Origin of the sequence: Streptomyces sp. Ag82_O1-12 (assembly GCF_900182715.1) — a bacterium.
Taxonomy (GTDB): Bacteria; Actinomycetota; Actinomycetes; order Streptomycetales; family Streptomycetaceae; genus Streptomyces; species Streptomyces massasporeus.
This window is the reverse complement of the sequence record NZ_FXUW01000001.1, coordinates 6,734,596-6,753,644: the sequence shown is the minus strand read 5'-3', so window position 1 is coordinate 6,753,644 and position 19,049 is coordinate 6,734,596. Positions and strand designations below refer to the sequence as shown.

The following is a 19,049-nucleotide window of genomic DNA, read 5'->3' as shown; positions in this document are numbered from 1 at the left end:
GCGCCTCACGCGGCGACGGCCGGTACGAGGGTCAGCTGCTCGTAGCCGCCGCTACGGTGGCGGACCGTCAGCCTGACCTCGGAGCCCGGGCGGGCGCGGGCGACGGCCCTGACGAGATCGGCGGCGGTGTCGATCCGGGTCGCGCCGAAGGCCAGGAGGACGTCGCCGCGCACCAGACCGGCGGCCTGCGCGGGCCCGGGGACGTGCAGCCCCACGACCACGGCCCCCGGCTTCCGGGCGTCCATGACCTGCACGCCGAGCGTCGTGGCGGCGGGCGCGGAGGGCGCCGCCGCGACGGGTGCGGTGCCGGGCCGCGAGGGCGTGTGCTGCCACCCTCGCGGGTCGAAGCGCCCGCCCTTGCCGAGCACCGCGGTGCCCATCGCCCCGAGGCCGATCCCGGAGAGCACCAGGACCGCACCGGCGAACCCGGCGAGCAGGACGTTCAGGAGCCGCCGCCCGCGCCGCCGCGCGGCGTGCGGACGGGGCCGCGACGGGCCGGACCCCGTCGCCGGCGCGGCCCCCTCGGGTTCCCGGCCCGGCATCGGCTTGGGTCGCAGCGCGGTCTGTTCCATGGCTCGCCTCCGGATGGTGCCGATCGCCTCCGGCGGATCCCGGAACGATCACGGCAGGTGCTCTACCCGGCGCATCGGCGGCCGACGAGCCACGAACGAGTGAGACTGACCGGGGCCCGGCGCGGTCAGGGATCAGCCGGTGCGGTCCTCCCCGTCCCCCCGTGCGCCCCGCCGTGGTCGGACTTCAGCACCTGCGCGGGCATCACGTCGAACGGCCGCATCATGCCCATGTCGTGGCTGCCCTCGGCGACGGTGCAGCCGAGGGCATCGTTGAACGCCCGTGCCGTGCGCCGGTACGTCTTGGTCGTGCCGTCCGGGGACGCAGGGCGATCTCGGTCATGGTGAATCCCCCGTGGTGCGTGGTGTGTTCCCCTCACCCGGGAAGACCCCGGCGCACCATCGGGGGGGTTCCGTCCTGTCCCGTTCCGCGTGGATCCGGCTGGAGAGCGCCGCCTCAGCGGAGCGTGGGTACCGGCACGGCCGGTGGGCGGCCCGGGAGGAAGCCGTGGGCGCGGCGGGACAGCCACTCGGCCTTGTAGCGGTCCACCGAGCGGTGCCAGTGGAGGATGCCGGACATCCAGTTCCGCAGATCCGCCACGTACGTCTCCATCGCGGCGCGCGCCTGCTTCGTGAGCTGGAAGTCGTCGTACAGGACGGGCAGTTCGTGCTCGACGACGTGCTCGAACTGGCGCATGCGCTGACTCATCAGGTCGTGCACGATGCCGAGCCCGGTCGGGTAGTCGCAGCCGAAGAAGGTCTGCACGACGAGGATCGCGTTGTGGATCTCACCCTCGAACTCGATCTCCTTCTGGTACGAGAAGACGTCGTTGAGGAGGCACGCGAAGTCCATCGCGGCGTTCTCCAGGGAGCGGACCGGGCCGCTGCGGTAGACCTCGGGCGGGACGGCCGGGCCGTGTCCCATCCGGCACAGGCTCAGGGTGAGGTCGGAGCCGAAGGTGGCCCTGCGCATCTCCAGGTAGTCGACCGGGTCGGGCACGCGGTGGTGGAACTGGTTGGACAGCTCCCACACCCAGCTCTCGGTCATGTCGTTGATCGCGGTTTTGAGCGTGCGTCGCGCGTCGGGCGTCATCTCTGCGGTGGTGCGCACCCACAGGTCGGCCAGGCCGCGCTCCATGGCGTTGGCCGGGAGCGGCGGCTCCGTGCCGTCGACCGGCATGCAGTCGGACAGGCGGGCCGTGGTCAGCCGGGCGGCGGCGAGGTCGCGGCGGTGGCCGTAGACCATGGGGTAGTAGTCGTCGCCGTAGGTGCCCCAGGCGAGCCACTGCGCGCTGAGGTCGAGGGCCTCGGGCGTGGCGTCCGGGTCGAGGCCGGCCGAGCAGAGGGGGAGGTCGTAGGCGCGGAGCTTGTCCTCGTCCCAGACGCCCTCGGCGAGGATGCCCATGCGCCCCACCCAGTCGCGCAGACTGCGGCGGGCGTTGTCCACGTGCGGGCTGAGCTGAAGCGGGAACGGCATGCGGATGTCGGGGATCCGAGACGGCCCGACCTTCTGATACGGCACATGCGTGTAGGAGCGCAACCTCTCCGCTCCGGCCGTCGCGAGCAGCGCGCGCACGTCGGCGGCCGAGGTGCCGATGCCGGTGCATCCCAGCCAGGGGCTCCCGCTGCGCACCGCGTTCTCGTTCATGTAGCGGCTGGAGCGCAGATGCCATTCGTGGCCGCCGGACTGCCAGTCCTGCAGTCCCTTCGTGTACGCCGCCACGGCCGCGACCTCGTCCGGCCCGAGCCCCTTTTCCAGGGCCACCGCGGGCACTTCCGTGAACGCCGTGTGCTCGAACTGGTGGAGGCGGGAGGTGAGGACGTCGTTGACGGTGTCGGCGGCCTCCTGGGTGGTGCAGCCGAAGAAGGTCTCCAGGACGAGCACGCCGTTGCTGTTCTCCCCCTCGTCCTCGACCTCGCGCTGGTAGGAGAACAGGTCGTTGCGCAGGTGCACGGCGTCGGAGAACGTCTCCATCAGCACCCTGAGCGGCCTGGTCCCGGCGACGGCGGCGGGCACCTCGGCGGTCGCGTACTCCACGAGCCCCGCCGACCAGGGGGCGCCGCCGACCTTGCGGCGCATCTCGATGTACTCGACGGGGTTGGCGATCCGCCCCTCGTTGATGTTGGACAGCTCCCACATCGACTCGTTGAGGAGGTGCTCGGTGGCCACGGCGAAGCGGCGGCGCCAGTCCTCGGACATCACCGGCACCGTGCGCGCCCACAGGTCGGCGAGGCCCGCCTCGACCGGATTCTGCGGCTCCGGCACGGGAGCCGACAGGTCCAGCGGCATGAACAGCGGCAGCCGGTCCAGGTGCGCCTTGCCGGCGATGCGGTCCTGGCTGCGTTTGTACATCTCCAGGAAGTGGTCGTCGAAGAAGAAGACCCACACGTACCAGTCGGTGATGAGGGAAAGGGCGGCGCCGTCGCAGTCGGGGTGGGTGTAGGCGCACAGCAGGCCATAGTCGTGCGCGTCCAGGTCGGCCTGCTCCCAGACGCCGGATCCCTCCAGCATGCCCATCTCGCGCGCCCACGCGGTCGAATGGGCCCGGGCCTCGTCGACATGCGGGTTCAGCCGCGCGGGGTGCGGCAGGTAGAAGTGCGGGAGTTCGAACGGCTGCGTCATGGCCGGGCCATACCCGGCGCCCCGCGGCGGCATCCGCGGGGCGGGACATGATCACACCATCGCGTGAATCGAGCGTGAACGCAGGCGTGGTGGGGATGACTTGGCCTAGGGCCCGTCGTTTGGATCACGCCGCAGACGCGGGGTCTGGCACGCACATCTGCCGCGTTGTCGTCGGTTGCCGACGCTCCGCGTCGACGCCCTCCTCCGCCTTGCAGCTGCACGCACCAGACCCCGCTCACCGGCATCGACCCGCACCGTCAGTTTCCTGCGGCCTGATCCAAACGGCAGGCCCTAGCCGGGGACCCTCACCTGGATCAGCGCGTGCGTGCCGCCGGTGCGCCAGCGGCGGTCCTCCGCCGCGTCCAAGGCGGCCTCGGTCTGCGCGTCGAGGCCGGTGATCACGTCGGACTTCAGAGTGCGCAGGGCGGCGACCGGGCCGGGAAAGTGGGCGGTGACGTCGGCGAACGGCGTGGTCGGGGCCCACAGCCGGTCGCCGACCAGGCGGCGGTAGTTGAGGTCGCCCTTCACGATCGTGAGGGTGGCCGAGGCGAACGCGGCGCGCAGGTCGCCGGGCATCTCCTCGTAGGGCAGCGGGGCGCTGGAGAAGGGGTGGGCGCGCAGTGTGAGGCGGCCGTCGGCGAGGGCGGACCACAGCTGCTGGCCGTACGCGGCGGCCGCTCCCCCTGCGCCGGTCAGCCGGCGCAGGGCGTCGACGACGTCGGCGGTGGTGGCGTCGGAGACGTAGTAGGGGTACGGCTTGACGTGCAGGACCGCCCGTCCGATGCGGCCGCTGCGCAGGAGGTGAGCGATGAGGAGGAGATCGGGGACGAGTTCGCGGCCCGCGTTGTCGGCGACCAGGCACAGCGTGCCGGTCCCCGGCCCGGTGGTGTCCAGCAGGGACCAGAGCCGGTCGCTGTCGTCGGCGACCAGGCTGGGCGCGGCGTCCGCGGCCCGTGCGCCTTCGGCGGAGAGGCGGAAGCCGAGGTCGGCCCGGTTGCCCCAGAGTGAGCCGTGCAGCAGGGCCCGGGCCTGTTCGGCGGCGGGCCGGGAGGCGAGGTCGTCGAGGGCGGCGAGTTCCTCACCGGTCTCGGCGGAGTCGAGTTCGGCGAGCTTGAAGGGGCGGAAGGGGTCGATGCCCTGCCAGGGACCCGGACCGAAGTAGCCCACGGCCTGGAGCAGTCGGCGGTAGAACCAGCTCTCGGACCAGAGCCACGGCACGTCGAACCAGGAGCGGCCGGTGTACTCGCGCAGCCCCCAGGCCTCCCAGAGGTCCCGGTCGTGCGCGTCGGCGGGGAGGGGTTCGATCTCGCCCTCGGTGCAGTTGGCGAGCAGTTCGTCGAGGGCGCGGTGCTGCGCGGGTTCGTACGGGAAGGCCTCGCGGACCTGCTTGATGATCGCGGGGTGCCGCTCGGCCAGCACACTGTGGGGGAAGGAGCCCGGCTGGTTGCCGAGGAGCAGGGGCGCGGAGGGGGTGTCGGGCATGGGCCACACCGTAACGCGCGGGCCCCTCGCACGGGCCGAGCCGCCCGCTCTCCGGTCACACGGGGGCGATCTCCCGCTCCAGACGCGCCGCCAGGCTCAGATAGCGGGCCCGGCGGGTCACCGGGACCAGGCCGCGGATGAGTATGTTCCACATCTCTGCCGTCCGGCGGGGCTGGCGGGCGACGGGCTCGCGGGAGCGGCCCACGACGCGGGTGCCGACGAAGAAGCAGACCAACGAGTGGGCCACGACGTCGATATCGATGTCCGGGTGGACGTCGGACTCCTTGACCGCGCCGACGAGCCGGGCCGTGACGATGTCCAGCCATTCGGTGAACGGGTGGCTCAGCGGCGGCCGGGGCCGGATCCCGCCGGTGGCGAGCCGCAGGCCGGCCCGCAGCACCGGATCCTCGACGGACATGCGGGTGATGCCGAACGTGAGGCGCATCAGCGCCTCGAAGGAGGTGTGGCCGCGGTTGTCGGTCTCGGTCGCCAGCCGGCGGGCGGTGTGCGACTGGAGTTCGAGGATCGCGTGGGCGAGATCCTCCTTCGCCGCGAAGTGGAAGTACAGGGCGCCCTTGGTGACGTGCGCGTGTTCCACGATGTCGCTGAGACTGGTCGATTCGTAGCCGCGACGGTCGAACAGGTCAGCGGCGGCCGTGATGATCGTCGAGCGGGTCTGCTCGGCTCGCAACTGCCTCGCCATCGGCTGAACTCTCCCGGGACGGAAATGAACGGGTCATGCCGTTTGTTTTTACCCCCCGTACACGATAACTCACCCTGAGACGGCACTCATCGCGCCAGCGTGCCGGGGTGTGGGTGCATATCCGGCATAACAAGCGCAACTGGTCAAAGAAAACAGCGCGTTCGGTATCTAATTGTGGGGGATGTGGGGCCAGACGTAAAGGCGGGCCGGCCGGTGCCCCATCCGCACCGGCCGGCCCGCCCGCTTGTGGCCCGCCTCGTTCAGCGTTCCCGAAGGAGGATCAGAAGGTCAGCTTCCAGCCGTTGAGCGTGCCCGTGTCCTGGGCGGCGGTGTCCTGGACACGCAGCTTCCAGGTGCCGTTGGCCGCCTCGCCGGAGGCGTTCACCGTGTAGGTGGTGTTCACGTTGTCGGCGGAGTCCGACGCGGCGGACTTCAGGCGGTACGTCGACCCGTCCGGCGCGACCAGGTCGATGACGAGGTCGCCGCGGTAGGTGTGGGTGATGTCGACGCCGACCTGGAGGGCCGAGGGGGCGTTGCCGCTGCGTCCGGTGACGCTGATCGGCGACTCGATCGCGGCGCCGTTGTCCGGGATGGCGACGGCGGCGGTGCTGGAGAACGTCGTGCCGGTGGACGTGCCGCCCTTCACGGCCTGGACCGTCTTGGCGGCGTCCGCGAGGCCCGCGCCGCAGCCGCCGGAGCAGGTGCCGGGCAGGGCACGGGCGTTGGCCTTGATGGCCGACTCGATCTGCGCCGGGGTGAGGGCGGAGTTGGCCGACTTCACCAGCGCGACGAGGCCCGCGACGTGCGGGGTGGCCATGCTGGTGCCCTGGTAGTAGGCGTAGTTCTCGCTCGACGGCGTCTTCGTGCCGGAGTTCAGCGTGGAGAGGATGCCGTTGGCCGCGGAGGTGCGGGTCTCACCGCCGGGGGCGGCGATGTCGACGAGCGAGCCGTAGTTGGAGTACGAGGCCCGGCTGCCGGCGCGGTTGGTCGCGGCGACCGCGATGACGTTGTTGCAGTTCGCCGGGGAGGCGTTCGAGACGTTCTGGTTCTCGTTGCCGGCCGCGACGACGACCGTGGTGCCGCGGTTCACGGCGCCGGTGATGGCGCTCTGCGTCGCGGTGGAGCAGGCGCCGCCCCCGCCGAGGCTCATGTTGATGACCTTGGCGACGTTGGTGTTGGCGGGCACGCCGGAGACGGTGCCGCCGGACGCCCAGGTGATGGCGTCGATGATGTCCGAGTCGTAGCCGCCGCACTTGCCGAGGACGCGGACCGGGGAGATCTTCGCGCCGTGGGCGATACCGGCGACACCCTTGCCGTTGTTGGTGGCGGCGGCGATGGTGCCGGCCACGTGCGTGCCGTGCCAGGAGGAGCCGGAGGCGGCGATGCCCTGGCCGCACTCGTTGTCGTTGTACCAGTCGCCCGGGTCGGCCGGGTTGCTGTCACGGCCGTTGCCGTCGACGGAGACGGCGGTGTCGGAGATGAAGTCGTAGCCGCCGACGATGTTCGCGGCCAGGTCGGAGTGGGTGACGTAGCCGGTGTCGATGACGGCGACGGTCACACCGCTGCCGGTGGTGGTGTCCCAGGCGCCGGGGACGTTCATGCCCGCGGTCGACTCGAACAGGTCCCACTGCTTGCTGTACTCGGTGTCGTTCGGGGTGACGGCCGTCGGCTTGTTCAGGCGGTCCGGGACGACGTAGGCGACCTGCGGGTCGGCCTTGTACTGGGCCACGACGTCGGCGACCGAGGCACGGGTGGGGTTGGTGCCCAGCTCGACGAGCGCGGCGCCGGTGCCGAGGCGGCGCTGGAAGTCGACGTCCTCGCCGGCCTTCTCGGCCTTGGACTCGGCGTCGGCGGCCGCCGCCTTGTTGGACGTGGCCTCGGTGGCGCCGGACTTGTAGCCGACGATGAGGCGCTCGGCCTGGATGCCGGGGGCGGCTTCGGTCTGCGCGGCCGGCACGGCGGCCGGGCGGGGGGCGGCCTCCTGTGCGACGGCGACCGAGGCGGGGACCGCGGTCAGCAGGGCGGCGGAGACTGCGGCGACGGATATCAGCTTCCGTCTGAGCTCTGGGGAGGTACGCACGGTCGTTGCCTTTCGTGGCCGGTCCGGGCTGGACGGAGCGGCGGTGGACTCGCTTCGTCGTCGAAGCGCAGGGGGTGGTTCGAAAAGCGAAGAGCGACGCGATGGCCGGCCAGGCGTGGGGCGGAAGCGGACCCGTTCGGGGTTACCTGTGGGTCAGCAGTGGTCGAACGATAGGCAAAGGGAGGGTCAGCGGGATACGGGGGAAACCCTCGATCCGGCGGGAACGCCACCCTCTATGGCGGGCAGTTGAGCGCTCAATGGCCTCGTTTCGAGCAGGTCGTGGCGTGATGAACGCGTCGGGCCGATTTCCCGTACTGCACTACCGAACGTGCCGCCCCGGGCCGAGGAGAGCAGCCGGATGCCTCGTACGACCGCACACCGCGCCGCACTCGCGGCCGCCCTCGTGACACCCGTGCTGCTGCCGCTGTGGGCGGCGGGGCCGGCGCGGGCGCACGGGGCCCCGACGGACCCGGTGAGCCGGGTGGTGGCCTGTTCCCCGGAGGGTGGTGAGCGCGCGGGCACGCCGGCATGCCGTGCGGCCGTCGCCGCGAACGGCGCGCCCTTCACGGCGTGGGACAACCTGCGGGTGGCGAACGTCGACGGCCGGGACCGGGAGGTCGTCCCGGACGGGAAGCTGTGCAGCGGGGGTCTGCCCGCCTATCGGGGCCTCGATCTCGCCCGCGCCGACTGGCCGTCGACCCGGATGACGCCCGGCGCGACGCTGACGATGCGGTACGTCTCGACGATCCCGCACACCGGCACGTTCCGGATGTATCTGACGAAGCCCGGTTACGACCCGGCGGGGCCGTTGAACTGGTCCGACCTGCCCGAGAAGCCGTTCGCCACGGTGACGGACCCGGCCCTGACGGGCGGCGCGTACCGGATCCGGGTCACGCTGCCGTCCGACCGGAGCGGGCGGCATGTGCTGTACACGGTCTGGCAGAACAGCAGCACGCCGGACACCTATTACTCGTGCTCGGACGTGGTGTTCCCGGAGGCGAAGAAGGAGCAGCCCAAGGAGGCGGAGCCCGAGCGGAAGAAGGAGGAGGAGCCCGAGCGGAAGGAGCCCGAGCGGAAGGACGAGCCGGAGAAGGAGGAGCCGACGGCGCGCGCTGCCGTGCACGACTCCCCCGGCCCGCGGCCTCGGGGTGGCGACGAGACGCCACTGGCCAGTACGTCCGGTCCGGCCTCCGGCCCGTCCGCGCCCGTGCTGGCGGGCGGCGCCGCGGCGGTGCTGTTGCTCACCGGCGGCGCCGCCCTGGCCGTACGGCTACGGCGACGCTGAACTACCGCGCATTGTGCGCTAGTTGACGTTGACGGCGACGCCGCCCTTGGCCACCGGGGCGTACTTGGCGGTGAAGAAGGCGTTGGCGAAGCAGAGCGACGAGCCGGACACCTTGGTGAACTGCTGGTTGGTGAAGGAGATGCTGTTGTCGGCGTTGCTCGCCGCGCCGCTCAGGCCGGGGGCCTGGTAGACGCAGTTGATGGTGCCGAGCAGGGTGCGCAGCTTGACCGTGGACTGGACGGTGGAGCCCGCGGCCGGGGTCACGGAGACGGTGCCGTCGGAGGACACGCTGGTGGTGTAGGGCAGGTTGTCGACGGTGATGCCGCTGACGCCGAGCACCCCGACGACGTTGGTGCTACAGCCGCTGGTGTCGAAGCTGTGCTTGGTCAGGGTCTCGGTGGCGGTGCCGGGGGCGGCCGGGTTGTCGGTGACGGTGGCGGAGAACGCCGACTTGGTGCAGGAGATGCCGCTGGTGCCGGTCGCGCTGGAGTAGAAGGTGGCGGCGGTGCCACTCGCCAGGGACGCGTCGAGGACGTCGCCGACCGCGACGGCCGCGCCGTCGGTGGTGGTCAGGACGGGGGTGTCGGCCGCGGAGGCGGGGGCGGCGAGGCCCAGGGCGGCGACGGCGGCGGTGAGGGTGAGGAGGGTGCGCGTACGCATGCGGGTGTACCTCTTTCCATAGCGGGGGGTGAGGGGGTGGGGGTACGCCGGGCGTCCGCCGTTGCCGGCTCGTCACGCCTTCTCCGTACGTGACGGGCCGGCAACGGCAGGCCGGTACCGGCCGGAGGCTCACACGGGAAGGGGCCTCCGGCCGGGCCGGGCGGGGGGTGGCTGGTGGCACGGCTCCGGGGAAGGCGGCCATGCCGTGGCGGGGGGAGCTCGGGCGTGGAAAGCCCGTGCGGACGCACCGGGCGAGGAGATGCCCGTACCGGGACGGGCGGGTCCGGGACACGTGGACGTGCCGCGTGGCGGATCCGGCGCCACGGATCCGGTGGGACGAGGAGAGTTGTAGACCTGCGCCTGCGTCAACGTCAAGGCTTAACAGGGGAGTTGTGTGCGAGCTGAGCTTTTCGGGAGGGTGGCGGCTCACCGGCGACGCACAATGAACACTCTTTGTTCACACTTCCCTTGACCCTTCATGTAACCGCCGGTAACTTCACCGATGGCTACTGCGGCGTAACGAGAAAGCCCTTGCAACCGCCGGGAGTTGCGGGAGACGTACGCACGCGGTCGATGTCCGCGCCAGGGCAACGTGCCACCGAAGTCCGAGCCGCACCGACATGCACCTGGAGCAGACATGACCTCCTCCGAGCACACCCCCGAAAGACCGGACGGCGCTGCCGCCCCGGACGCCGGTGCCGCTCCCGCGCGACGCGGGCGGGTCCGGGCGCGCCGGGCCGCGGTGATGGCGGTACCGGCCACCCTGGCCGCCGCGGGCCTCGCGGTCCTCACCGCCCAAGGGGCGCTGGGCGTGCAGTTCGCCATCTCCGGCATGCCGTTCACGGTCACCGCGACCGAGCTGAACGGCACCGGCTTCGCGCAGTTCGGCGGCCTGGACGAGATGGCCGAAGGCAGCCCCAACGCGGGTGACACCGGCGGTCAGGTGCTGGTGGTCACGTCCGTGATCAAGAACGCCACGCTCTCCAAGCTGTGCCAGAGCGTGGACCTGGGCGGCACGAACCTGGTCATCAGGGCGGGTGAGGGGTCGCAGAAGGTCAGCGCCAGCGACCTGACGACCGACTCGACCGAGCTGACCGGCGACGCCGCGTTCAACAACATCGAGATCGGCAACGACGCCAGCACGCTCGACAAGGCCGGGCCGAACGGCCGCGGACCGAAGGGCGTGTTCAGCCAGCAGTCCGACACCGTGCGCATCGCCAACCTTCGGCAGACCAACTACGCCACGACCGCCGGCGTGTTCAAGCTGCCGGGTCTGAAGCTGGGCTTCAGCGGATCGGGTTGCTGATGTCGCGCGGTCCGCGCGAGGGAGTCCGGCCCGCCTTCCGACAGTGGCGGGCCGGCCGTCCGTTCTGGGGCGGGCTGCTGCTCACCCTCGGCGGGGCGGAGGTCCTGCTCACGCTGAAGGCGTCGCTGGACGTCATCCTTCACGTCGGCATGCAGGGTCTGGCCGGCTATCTGCTGCCGGTCGTGATGCTGCTGTGCGGCGTGCTGATCCTCTTCAACCCCGCCCAGCGCCTGTTCTACTCCGTCATCGGGGTGCTGGTCTCCCTGGGCACCTGGCTGACCTCCAACCTGGGCGGCTTCTTCATCGGTCTGCTTCTGGGCGTGGTCGGCAGCTGCCTCGCCTTCGGCTGGCTCCCGGACCAGGAACCCCGCGTCAGCCGCAGGCGGCGCCGCAAGGAGGCCCGGGCGGCGAAGGCCGTGGCGCAGCCGCTGGGGCGGGAGGCCGGCCGGACCGCCTGAATCAGGCCAGTACCCCTCGACCCCCTGGCGCGGCCCGGCCGCGGCCACTTGGCTGGACGTGTCGCGCGCCCGCCCCGCCGGGCGTACGCGCACTCGGAGAACAGCCGTCAGCCCAGGGAGAGTCCGATGGAGTTCAGCCGCCCGATCGTGATCGACCCGACCGGCCGCGACATCCACGGCGAGGCCGCAGGGATCCGTGAGCGCGGCCCCGTCACGCCCGTCGAGCTCCCCCACGGTGTCCCGGCCTGGGCGGTCAGCAGCGCACCGCTTCTGAAGCGGCTGCTCACCGACCCGCGGGTGTCGAAGGACCCACGCCGGCACTGGCAGCGCTGGATCGACGGCGAGGTCTCACCGGACTGGCCGCTGTACACCTGGGTCGCGGTGCGGAACATGTTCACGGCGTACGGCACCGAGCACAAACGCCTGCGCACCCTCGTCTCCACGGCATTCACCGCCCGCCGCACCGCCGCGCTGCGCCCTCGGATCGAGGAGATCACCGCGGCGCTCCTCGACCGTGTCGCCAAGGCGGGGGCCGACGGCCACGCGGTCGATCTGCGGGAGGAGTTCTGCTATCCGCTGCCCATCCAGGTCATCGGCGAACTGCTCGGGCTGCCGGAGGAGTTGGGCGCCGAGCTGCGGGCCGTGGTGGACGGCGTCTTCCACACCTCGGCCGACCCGGCCGAGGTCGCCGACATCTACGCCCGGTTCTACGCCGTCCTCGGCGAACTGGTCGCCGCGAAACGGGCGGCGCCCGGTGACGACCTGACCTCCGCGCTGATCTCGGCCCGCGAGGAGGGCGACGGCACACGGCTCAGCGAGCAGGAGCTGCTCGACACGCTGATGCTGGTCATCAGCGCCGGTCACGAGACGACGGTCAACCTGCTCGACAACGCCGTCCACGCGCTGCTCGGCCACCCCGCCCAGCTCGCGCTCGTCCTCGATGGGCAGGCCTCCTGGGACGACGTCGTCGAGGAGACGCTGCGGGCCGAGGCGCCGGTGGCCAGCCTGCCGCTGCGGTACGCGGTCGAGGACCTGCCCCTCGGTGAACTGGGCGGGCCGGACGGCACGGTGATCCGCAAGGGAGAGGCGATCCTCGCCGCGTACGCCGCCGCCGGACGCGACCCGGAACAGCACGGCCCGGACGCCGCCGCCTTCGACGTCACCCGGGCTTCGAAGGATCATCTGGCCTTCGGCTACGGGGTCCACCACTGTCTGGGCGCCCCGCTCGGCCGGCTGGAGGCGCGGGTGGCCCTGCCCGCGCTCTTCGCGCGGTTCCCCGGCCTGACTCTCGCCGTGCCGGGGGAAGAGCTGCCGCCGGTGGACTCCTTCATCTCCCATGGCCATCGGTCGCTGCCGGTTCTGACGGGCTGACCGGCGGCGCGGCGGGGGCCGTGTGCCGGGAGTCCGGCCCCCCGGCGCCCTCCTCCTTCGGAGCCTTGGCCTCGCCGCCACCGCCCCTTCCGTCGCCCGCCTCGGCCTGCGCGCCGCCCCAGCCCAGGCGGGCGCGGAGGGCTCGACAGGGAGCGATTCCTTCCGCCGTCAGGCAGGTCCGCACGGGGCGGCCGAACCGCACGGACGGTATGGAAAGCCGAGGTGAGAGCATCCGCGGCCACCCGTCGTTCGACCGGCCGGACAGATCATCACGATGCGGCAGCGCCAACTCACGGCATGTGGCTGCTCACTTGACGACCAGTGGTCACACACGGTTGGCTCCGGACCAGCGAGAGTCATGCGTTCGGTGCACCCTGCGGTCCCGCCTGCACTCTCACCCTGCTCTTGCTCGGCCGCACAGCGAGGTCCGCCCCTCATGAACGCTCCTCCCCCGCCGCACACCTCCGTGAGACGCACCCGTGTCGCGGCGCTGGCCTTTGCCCTGTGCCTGCTGGTGTCCGGCTGCTCCGTGCTCGGGGCCGCCGACGACGCGGCGGGCGGGTCCGGCGGCGGGATGAAGGTCACCCTGGTGACGCACGGCGGCAAGGGCGACGCCTTCTGGGACCTGGTGCGCAGGGGCGCCGAGGCGGCTGCCGCCAAGGACGGCGTCGACCTGACGTACGTCGGTGACGCCGACCCGGCCGCGCAGGCCGATCTGGTGCGGGACGCGGTCCGCGCCAAGGCCGACGGCATCGCGGTGACCCTGGCCAAGCCGGCGGCGATGCGCGGTCCGGTCGCCCGGGCCAGGGCGGCCGGCATTCCCGTCGTCGGGCTCAATTCCGGCATCGCCGACTGGCGTCCGACCGGGCTCCTGGAGTACTTCGGCCAGGACGAGTCCGTCGCGGGCCGGGCCGTCGGCGACAAGCTGGACGGCATCGAGGCCGAGCATGCCCTGTGCGTGGTGCACGAGCGGGGCAACGTCGCGCTGGAGGCCCGCTGCGCGGGGGTGCGCAAGACCTTCCGCGGCGACACCGACAACCTGTACGTGGACGGCACCGACCCGGACGCGGTGACCGCCACGATCGCCTCCCGGCTGCGGCAGGACTCGAGCATCGACGAGGTCGTCACCAACGGCGCGCAGTTCGCGCTCAGCGCGGTCGAGGCCGTGCGGCGGTCCGGCAGCCGGGCGAAGGTCGCCACCTTCGACCTGAACAAGGACGTGGTCGAGGCGGTCAGGGACGGTGACGTGCAGTTCGCCGTGGACCAGCAGCCGTATCTGCAGGGCTACCTCGCGGTGGACGCCCTGTGGCTGTACCGGACCAACGGCAACGTCAGCGGCGGCGGAACGGCCCCGGTGCTCACCGGACCCGCCTTCGTGACGAGGTCGAACGTGTCCGCCGTGGCGCGGTTCGCGGCCGCCGGAACCCGGTGACCGGACACTTCCTGTGACGGTGTCGCCAAAGATTCGGTCAGGCCCGGTCCGCGCACCCACTTGTACGGATAACATCCTGCCCATCCCATGTGCCGTGCCGGGGACGGCACCACCCCCGCGCCCGTCCCCCACACCCCCCGACCGCTCCGCCTCCCCGCTCCTCACCCCCCGCTGATCGCCCTAGGACGACGATGTCTCGACGGACAGGTACCCGGCGCCGTCTCGGTTCCATACGCCTCTCCCTGGTGCTCCTGGCCCTCGTGCCCAGCGTCACCCTCGCCGCGATGTGGGGCGTGACGACGATCCAGATGTTCTCGGAGGGCCTCAGGCTGCGCGACCAGACGGATCTCAGCCGGTCGACCGGTGCGATGGGCACCGACGCGACGCTGGCGCTGCAGCGGGAGCGCAGCCTGTCGGCCGCCTGGCTGGCCACTCCGAAGGGCTCGCGGGCCGCCCTCGACACGCAGCGCGCGGAGACCGACAAGGCGGTCGCCAAGCTGGTCGGGCAGGCGGACGCGATCGAGAAGGCGCCCTCCCGCATATCCGACCGGCTGTACTCGGTGCTGGGCTCGGTGGGCAGCCTGGAGTACTACCGGGACCAGGTGGACCACCCGACCGACATCACCCCGCAGCAGGCGCTGGACCAGTACTCGTCGATCATCGACGACCAGATCCACGCCTTCCAGGAGCTGTCCCAGGTCGACGACGGCGACCTCACCTCGCAGGCCGGCCCGCTGGTCGGCCTCGAGCACGCGGCGGAGCTGGTCTCCCGGGAGGACGCGCAGCTGACGCTGGCCTGGCCGACCGGGCACCTGGACGACAAGGCGTGGACGCAGTTCACGGAGCTGGTGAACACCCGGCGCTGGCTGGTCCAGGACCAGGTCGTGCCGCAGCTGACGGGCGACGCCAAGGCGCAGACCGAGCGGATCCTGGCGAGCCCCGAGTGGCAGACGCTGCAGTCCGTCGAGGACCAGGTGCTGGCCTCGCGCAACACGAGCGCCTCCGCCGACCGGATCGCCCTGCCGGACGCGCAGAAGCAGTGGTCCGCCGCCATGGACACGCTGTCCCAGCAGTACACGGGCCTCATCGAGCGGCAGACGGCGGGGCTGCTGGAGCGCAGTGCCGACGACGCCGACGCGCTGCTGCTCAAGGCGGCGCTGCTGAGCACCGGCGGGCTGCTGGCGCTGCTGGTGTGCGTGGGCATGTCGTGGCGTATCACCCGCTCGCTGTCCCGGCGGTTGCGCGGCCTGCGCCGGGCCGCCGTCAGCCTCGCGCAGGAGCGGCTGCCCGACGTGGTGGCACGGCTGGACCGGGGTGAGACGGTCGACCCGGAGTCGGCGACGCCCGAGCTGGACTACGGCCATGACGAACTCGGCCAGGTGGCCCGGGCGTTCAACACCGCCCAGCGCACGGCCGTGCACACCGCGGTCGAACTCGCCGACACCCGGCGCGGCTTCCAGAAGATCATCCTGGGCATAGCCCGGCAGAGCCAGAACCTGGTCAACCTCCAGCTGAGCAAGCTCGACACGCTGGAACGCGAGCACACCGACCCCGACATCCTCAAGGGCCTGTACGAACTGGACTCCACGGCCAGCCAGTTGCGCCGCTACGAGGAGAACCTCGTCATCGTCAGCGGCGAACGGCCCGGCCGCAGCTGGTCCGAGCCGGTCGCCCTCATGGACATCCTGCGCAGCGCGGTCGGGGAGGTCGCCGAGTACCAGCGGGTGGAGGTGCTCACCGAGGAGGAGGTGTGCGTCGCGCCGCCCGCGGTCGCCGACGTCATCCACCTGCTGGCCGAGCTCATCGACAACGCGACCGCGTACTCCCCCGCCCCGAGCCCGGTCACGGTACGGGCCGGGATGGTGGCCAAGGGCCTGGCCGTCGAGGTCGAGGACCGCGGCCTCGGCATGTCGGAGGAGGACTACACGTCCTTCAACGACCAGCTGGCGGTGCCCCCGCAGTTCGACGTGGTGGCGCTCGCCGACGACCTGCGCCTCGGCATGTTCGTGATCGGCCGGCTGGCCCACCGGCACGGCATCACCGTCACCCTGCGCTCGTCGCCGTACGGCGGGACCACGGCGATCGTGCTGATCCCGCACGAGATCGTGGTGCGGGAGAGCGGGGACGGCGGGGCGAAGGACGGCGACACCCCGGAGGGCGGGCTGGTGGCGGTGGACGGACGGGGTGCGCGGGACGCCGAGCCGAGCGGGTCGCCGCAGCGCGCCGACGCACGGGGGACGACCGGAGGGGAGACCGAAGAAGAGACCGAAGGGGAGACCGAAGGGGGAACCGAACGCGCCGCCGGGTCCGCCCGCGAGCCCCGGCCCCTCGTCACGGCCCGCACCGCCTCCGCCGCCCCGTCCGCTCCGTCCGCCCCGCGCGAGGCCGTCCCCCGCCGGGACGGTCTCGCTCCACTCCCCCGCAGGGTGCCGCAGACCAGCCTGGTGGAGGAGTTGCGCGAGGAGACCGCGCCCGCCGAGGACGACGGCTCCCTCGACGACTTCACCGCGGAAGCCGCCGCGTCCTCCCTGGCCGGCTTCCAGCGCGGCACGCTCCGGGCCCGTGACGACGACGCCGAGCCGCCCCACGACGAGGAGGTGGCCGCCGTACCCCGGCAGGCCTACGGCCCCGTCCCCTCGACTCCGCCCGCCGACCGCTGACGAAGGACACCCCCATGACACGCCCCATCCCCGCCACGCACACCCAGCTCGACCAGTTGCTGACCGGCCTCGTGGAGCGCGTCGCCGACGTGAACCAGGCCGTGGTGCTCTCCGAGGACGGCCTGGTGGTCAGCAAGTCCACCGGCTTCCTGCGCGACGACGCCGAGCGGCTCGCGGCGACCGCGTCCGGGCTGATGAGCCTCAGCAAGGGCGTCAGCATGGACTTCCGGGGCGGTCCGGTGCGCCAGGCGCTCATCGAGATGGCCAACAGCTATCTGATCCTGACCTCCGCCGGTCCCGGCGCGCATCTGGTCGTGCTGACCGGGCCGGGCGCGGACGTCGGGGTGGTGGCGTACCAGATGAACATGCTGGTCAAGAAGATCGGCGAGCACCTGAGCGCGGCTCCGCGGGGCATGGCCGGCCCCGTCGTCGATCCAGGCGTGTGAGGTGGGCGTAGGTGATTCGGCGGGGCGGCTGGTCAGGCCGTTCGCTCTGACGGGCGGCCGGACCCGGCCCAGCCGCGCCGATTTCACGCTCATCTCGACGGTCACGGCGGTCGATCCACCGCCCGTCACGGCGGCCCGGTGCCAGCCCGAGCACTCCCGGATCCTCCGGCTGTGCGCGGAGCCGGTCGCCGTGGCGGAGCTGGCCGCCCGGCTCGACCTGCCGGTGAGTGTGGTCGTCATCCTGCTGTGCGACCTGCTGGAGGCGGGCCGCATCACCGTCCGCCCGCCGCGCCTCGTCTCCCGTACCACTCCGGACCTGGACCTGCTGCAGAAAGTGAGGGACGGCCTTGGCCGGCTCTGAGCTTGCCACTGACGCGTCTTCGGCACCCGACACGGTCAAGATCCTCATCGCCGGCGGCTTCGGCGTCGGCAAGACCACCCTGGTCGGGTCGGTCAGCGAGATCGTCCCGTTGCGCACCGAGGAACCCCTGACCATGGCCGGTCTGGGCGTCGACGACCTCGAGGGCATCGAGGAGAAGCGGGCCACCACCGTGGCCCTGGACTTCGGCCGGATCACCATCAGCCGGGAACTGGTGCTCTACCTGTTCGGCACGCCGGGGCAGCAGCGGTTCTGGTTCATGTGGAACGACCTGGCGCTCGGCGCGCTCGGCGCGGTGGTCCTGATCGACGTCCGCCGGCCCGAGTCCAGCTTCGCGGCGATCGACTTCTTCGAGCGCCGGGGCATCCCGTTCGTCGTCGGGGTCAACGGCTTCCACGGCGAACACCCGTACCCGCCGGAGGACATCAAGGAGGCGCTCGCGGTGCCGGAGCACGTGCGGGTGCTGCTGTGCGACGCCCGGGACCGGGAGTCGTGCCGGGACGTGCTGATCGCCCTGATCGACCAGCTGATCGCGTCGGCGGTGCAGGCGTAGCAGCCGGCCGCCGGATGTACCGGCCCGGGCGGTTCCCGCCGCCCGGGTCCGGTGGTCAGCGGCCCGTCAGTTCAGGCCCGCCGACTTCAGCCACGCCGTCGCCACGTCCAGCGGGTCCTTCTTCTCCAGCTGCACCCGTGCGTCGAGTTCCAGGAGCGTCTTGGTGTCCAGCTTGGCGGAGACCGCGTCGAGTGCGTCGACGCCCTTCTGCGGGAGGCCGTTCTTGTTGACCAGCGGGGTCACGTTGGCGAACCCGAAGAGGTTCTCCGGGTCCTTCAGGACGACGAACTTCTCCTTCACGATGGTCGGGTCCGTGGTGAAGATGTCCGCGGCCTGGACGGTGTTCCTGGTCAGCGCCGCCTGGGTCAGCGGGCCGCCCGCGTCGAGCGCCTTGAAGGACTTGAACTCCAGGCCGTACACGGACTTCAGGCCCTTGAGGCCCTGCTGCCGGGTCTGGAACTCGGGGGAACCGCCGATCAGCAGGCCCGGGGCGGCCTCCTTGAGGTCCGCGAGGGTGGAGGAGGGGGTGAGCTTGTACTTCTTCGCCGTCTCGGCGTTGACGCTGACCGAGTCCTTGTTCTCGGCCGGCGACGACTGGAGCAGGGTCAGCTTCTTGTCCAGCTTGGTCTTGACGGCCGCGTTCACCGCCTCGGCGGACTTCTGCTCGGCCGTGGGGTCCAGGTAGGCCAGCAGCGAGCCGTTGTACTCCGGCAGCACGGTGACGGAGCCGTTCTTCATCAGCCCGTACGTCGTCTCACGGCTGCCTATGTTGTGCTTGTACGAGACCTTGAGGCCCTTGGCCTTGAGTGCCTCGCCGTAGATGTCGGCGAGCAGGGTGCTCTCGGCGAAGTTGTTGGAGCCGACGACGACGGTGCCGGCCTTCGCCTTCTCGCCCGCCAGGGGGTTGTCGGAGGAGTCGCCGGACGAACAGCCCGCGAGCAGCGCCGCAGCGGCGGTGAGCGCGAGGGCCGCCGCGCTGGTGTGCCTCGTCCTGGACCTGCTGCTCTTCGCGGTAGAAGTCATTCAACGATCCAATCCAGCC

Annotated in this window: 16 protein-coding genes; 9 read left to right on the top strand and 7 right to left on the bottom strand. The window is 71.6% G+C overall.

Annotated elements, in window-relative coordinates:
- Window positions 1-5: 5 nt before the first annotated feature.
- From QOL88_RS30840 to QOL88_RS30820, 5 genes are all read right to left on the bottom strand, one after another.
- Window positions 6-572: a PDZ domain-containing protein gene (locus QOL88_RS30840; RefSeq protein ID WP_097221548.1), complete on the bottom strand. Its 567-nt coding sequence runs from the start codon at window positions 570-572 to the stop codon at window positions 6-8.
- Window positions 573-1,026: 454 nt separating this feature from the next.
- Window positions 1,027-3,192: a germacradienol/geosmin synthase Cyc2 gene (cyc2, locus tag QOL88_RS30835; protein ID WP_097221547.1), complete on the bottom strand. Its 2,166-nt coding sequence runs from the start codon at window positions 3,190-3,192 to the stop codon at window positions 1,027-1,029.
- Between the two features lie 291 nt (window positions 3,193-3,483).
- Entirely contained in the window at window positions 3,484-4,674 is a 1,191-nt protein-coding gene (locus tag QOL88_RS30830) for a damage-control phosphatase ARMT1 family protein (RefSeq protein WP_097221546.1), read from the bottom strand.
- A gap of 55 nt (window positions 4,675-4,729) precedes the next feature.
- Complete coding sequence (locus tag QOL88_RS30825; RefSeq protein WP_031109855.1) at window positions 4,730-5,377, bottom strand: ScbR family autoregulator-binding transcription factor; 648 nt, start codon at window positions 5,375-5,377, stop codon at window positions 4,730-4,732.
- Between the two features lie 280 nt (window positions 5,378-5,657).
- Window positions 5,658-7,457 carry a S8 family peptidase gene (locus tag QOL88_RS30820; RefSeq protein ID WP_097221545.1) on the bottom strand — a complete coding sequence of 600 codons (1,800 nt, stop codon included), beginning with the start codon at window positions 7,455-7,457 and terminating at the stop codon, window positions 5,658-5,660.
- A 358-nt stretch (window positions 7,458-7,815) separates the two neighbouring features.
- On the opposite strand from QOL88_RS30820, the gene QOL88_RS30815 reads away from it, so the two are divergent.
- Entirely contained in the window at window positions 7,816-8,742 is a 927-nt protein-coding gene (locus QOL88_RS30815; protein WP_097221544.1) for a lytic polysaccharide monooxygenase, read from the top strand.
- Between the two features lie 18 nt (window positions 8,743-8,760).
- On the opposite strand, the gene QOL88_RS30810 is transcribed toward QOL88_RS30815, so the two are convergent.
- Window positions 8,761-9,402 carry a Tat pathway signal sequence domain protein gene (locus tag QOL88_RS30810; protein WP_097221543.1) on the bottom strand — a complete coding sequence of 214 codons (642 nt, stop codon included), beginning with the start codon at window positions 9,400-9,402 and terminating at the stop codon, window positions 8,761-8,763.
- A 637-nt stretch (window positions 9,403-10,039) separates the two neighbouring features.
- Here QOL88_RS30810 and QOL88_RS30805 point away from each other — a divergent pair.
- From QOL88_RS30805 to QOL88_RS30770, 8 genes are all read left to right on the top strand, one after another.
- Window positions 10,040-10,708, top strand: coding sequence for a DUF6230 family protein (locus QOL88_RS30805; protein WP_097221542.1), 669 nt, complete (start codon window positions 10,040-10,042; stop codon window positions 10,706-10,708).
- A complete protein-coding gene (locus QOL88_RS30800) occupies window positions 10,708-11,166 on the top strand; it encodes a DUF6114 domain-containing protein (RefSeq protein WP_097221541.1) in 459 nt (152 codons plus the stop codon). Before QOL88_RS30805 ends, QOL88_RS30800 begins: the two co-directional genes overlap by 1 nt.
- A 126-nt stretch (window positions 11,167-11,292) precedes the next feature.
- Complete coding sequence (locus QOL88_RS30795; RefSeq protein WP_097221540.1) at window positions 11,293-12,537, top strand: cytochrome P450 family protein; 1,245 nt, start codon at window positions 11,293-11,295, stop codon at window positions 12,535-12,537.
- A 436-nt stretch (window positions 12,538-12,973) separates the two neighbouring features.
- On the top strand, window positions 12,974-13,969 hold the full coding sequence (locus QOL88_RS30790; protein ID WP_097221539.1) for a substrate-binding domain-containing protein: 996 nt from the start codon (window positions 12,974-12,976) through the stop codon (window positions 13,967-13,969).
- A gap of 191 nt (window positions 13,970-14,160) precedes the next feature.
- Window positions 14,161-16,629 (top strand): sensor histidine kinase, encoded by a 2,469-nt coding sequence (locus tag QOL88_RS30785; RefSeq protein ID WP_097221538.1) that lies wholly within the window; start codon window positions 14,161-14,163, stop codon window positions 16,627-16,629.
- Window positions 16,630-16,643: 14 nt separating this feature from the next.
- On the top strand, window positions 16,644-17,075 hold the full coding sequence (locus QOL88_RS30780; protein ID WP_020271575.1) for a roadblock/LC7 domain-containing protein: 432 nt from the start codon (window positions 16,644-16,646) through the stop codon (window positions 17,073-17,075).
- Window position 17,076: 1 nt separating this feature from the next.
- On the top strand, window positions 17,077-17,436 hold the full coding sequence (locus tag QOL88_RS30775) for a DUF742 domain-containing protein (RefSeq protein WP_097221537.1): 360 nt from the start codon (window positions 17,077-17,079) through the stop codon (window positions 17,434-17,436).
- Window positions 17,423-18,007, top strand: a complete 585-nt coding sequence (locus tag QOL88_RS30770; protein ID WP_097221536.1) for a GTP-binding protein — start codon at window positions 17,423-17,425, stop codon at window positions 18,005-18,007. The genes QOL88_RS30775 and QOL88_RS30770 overlap by 14 nt, the downstream gene beginning before the upstream one ends.
- A gap of 66 nt (window positions 18,008-18,073) precedes the next feature.
- Here QOL88_RS30770 and QOL88_RS30765 read toward each other — a convergent pair whose 3' ends face one another.
- Window positions 18,074-19,030 (bottom strand): ABC transporter substrate-binding protein, encoded by a 957-nt coding sequence (locus tag QOL88_RS30765; protein ID WP_097221535.1) that lies wholly within the window; start codon window positions 19,028-19,030, stop codon window positions 18,074-18,076.
- Window positions 19,031-19,049 lie beyond the last annotated feature (19 nt).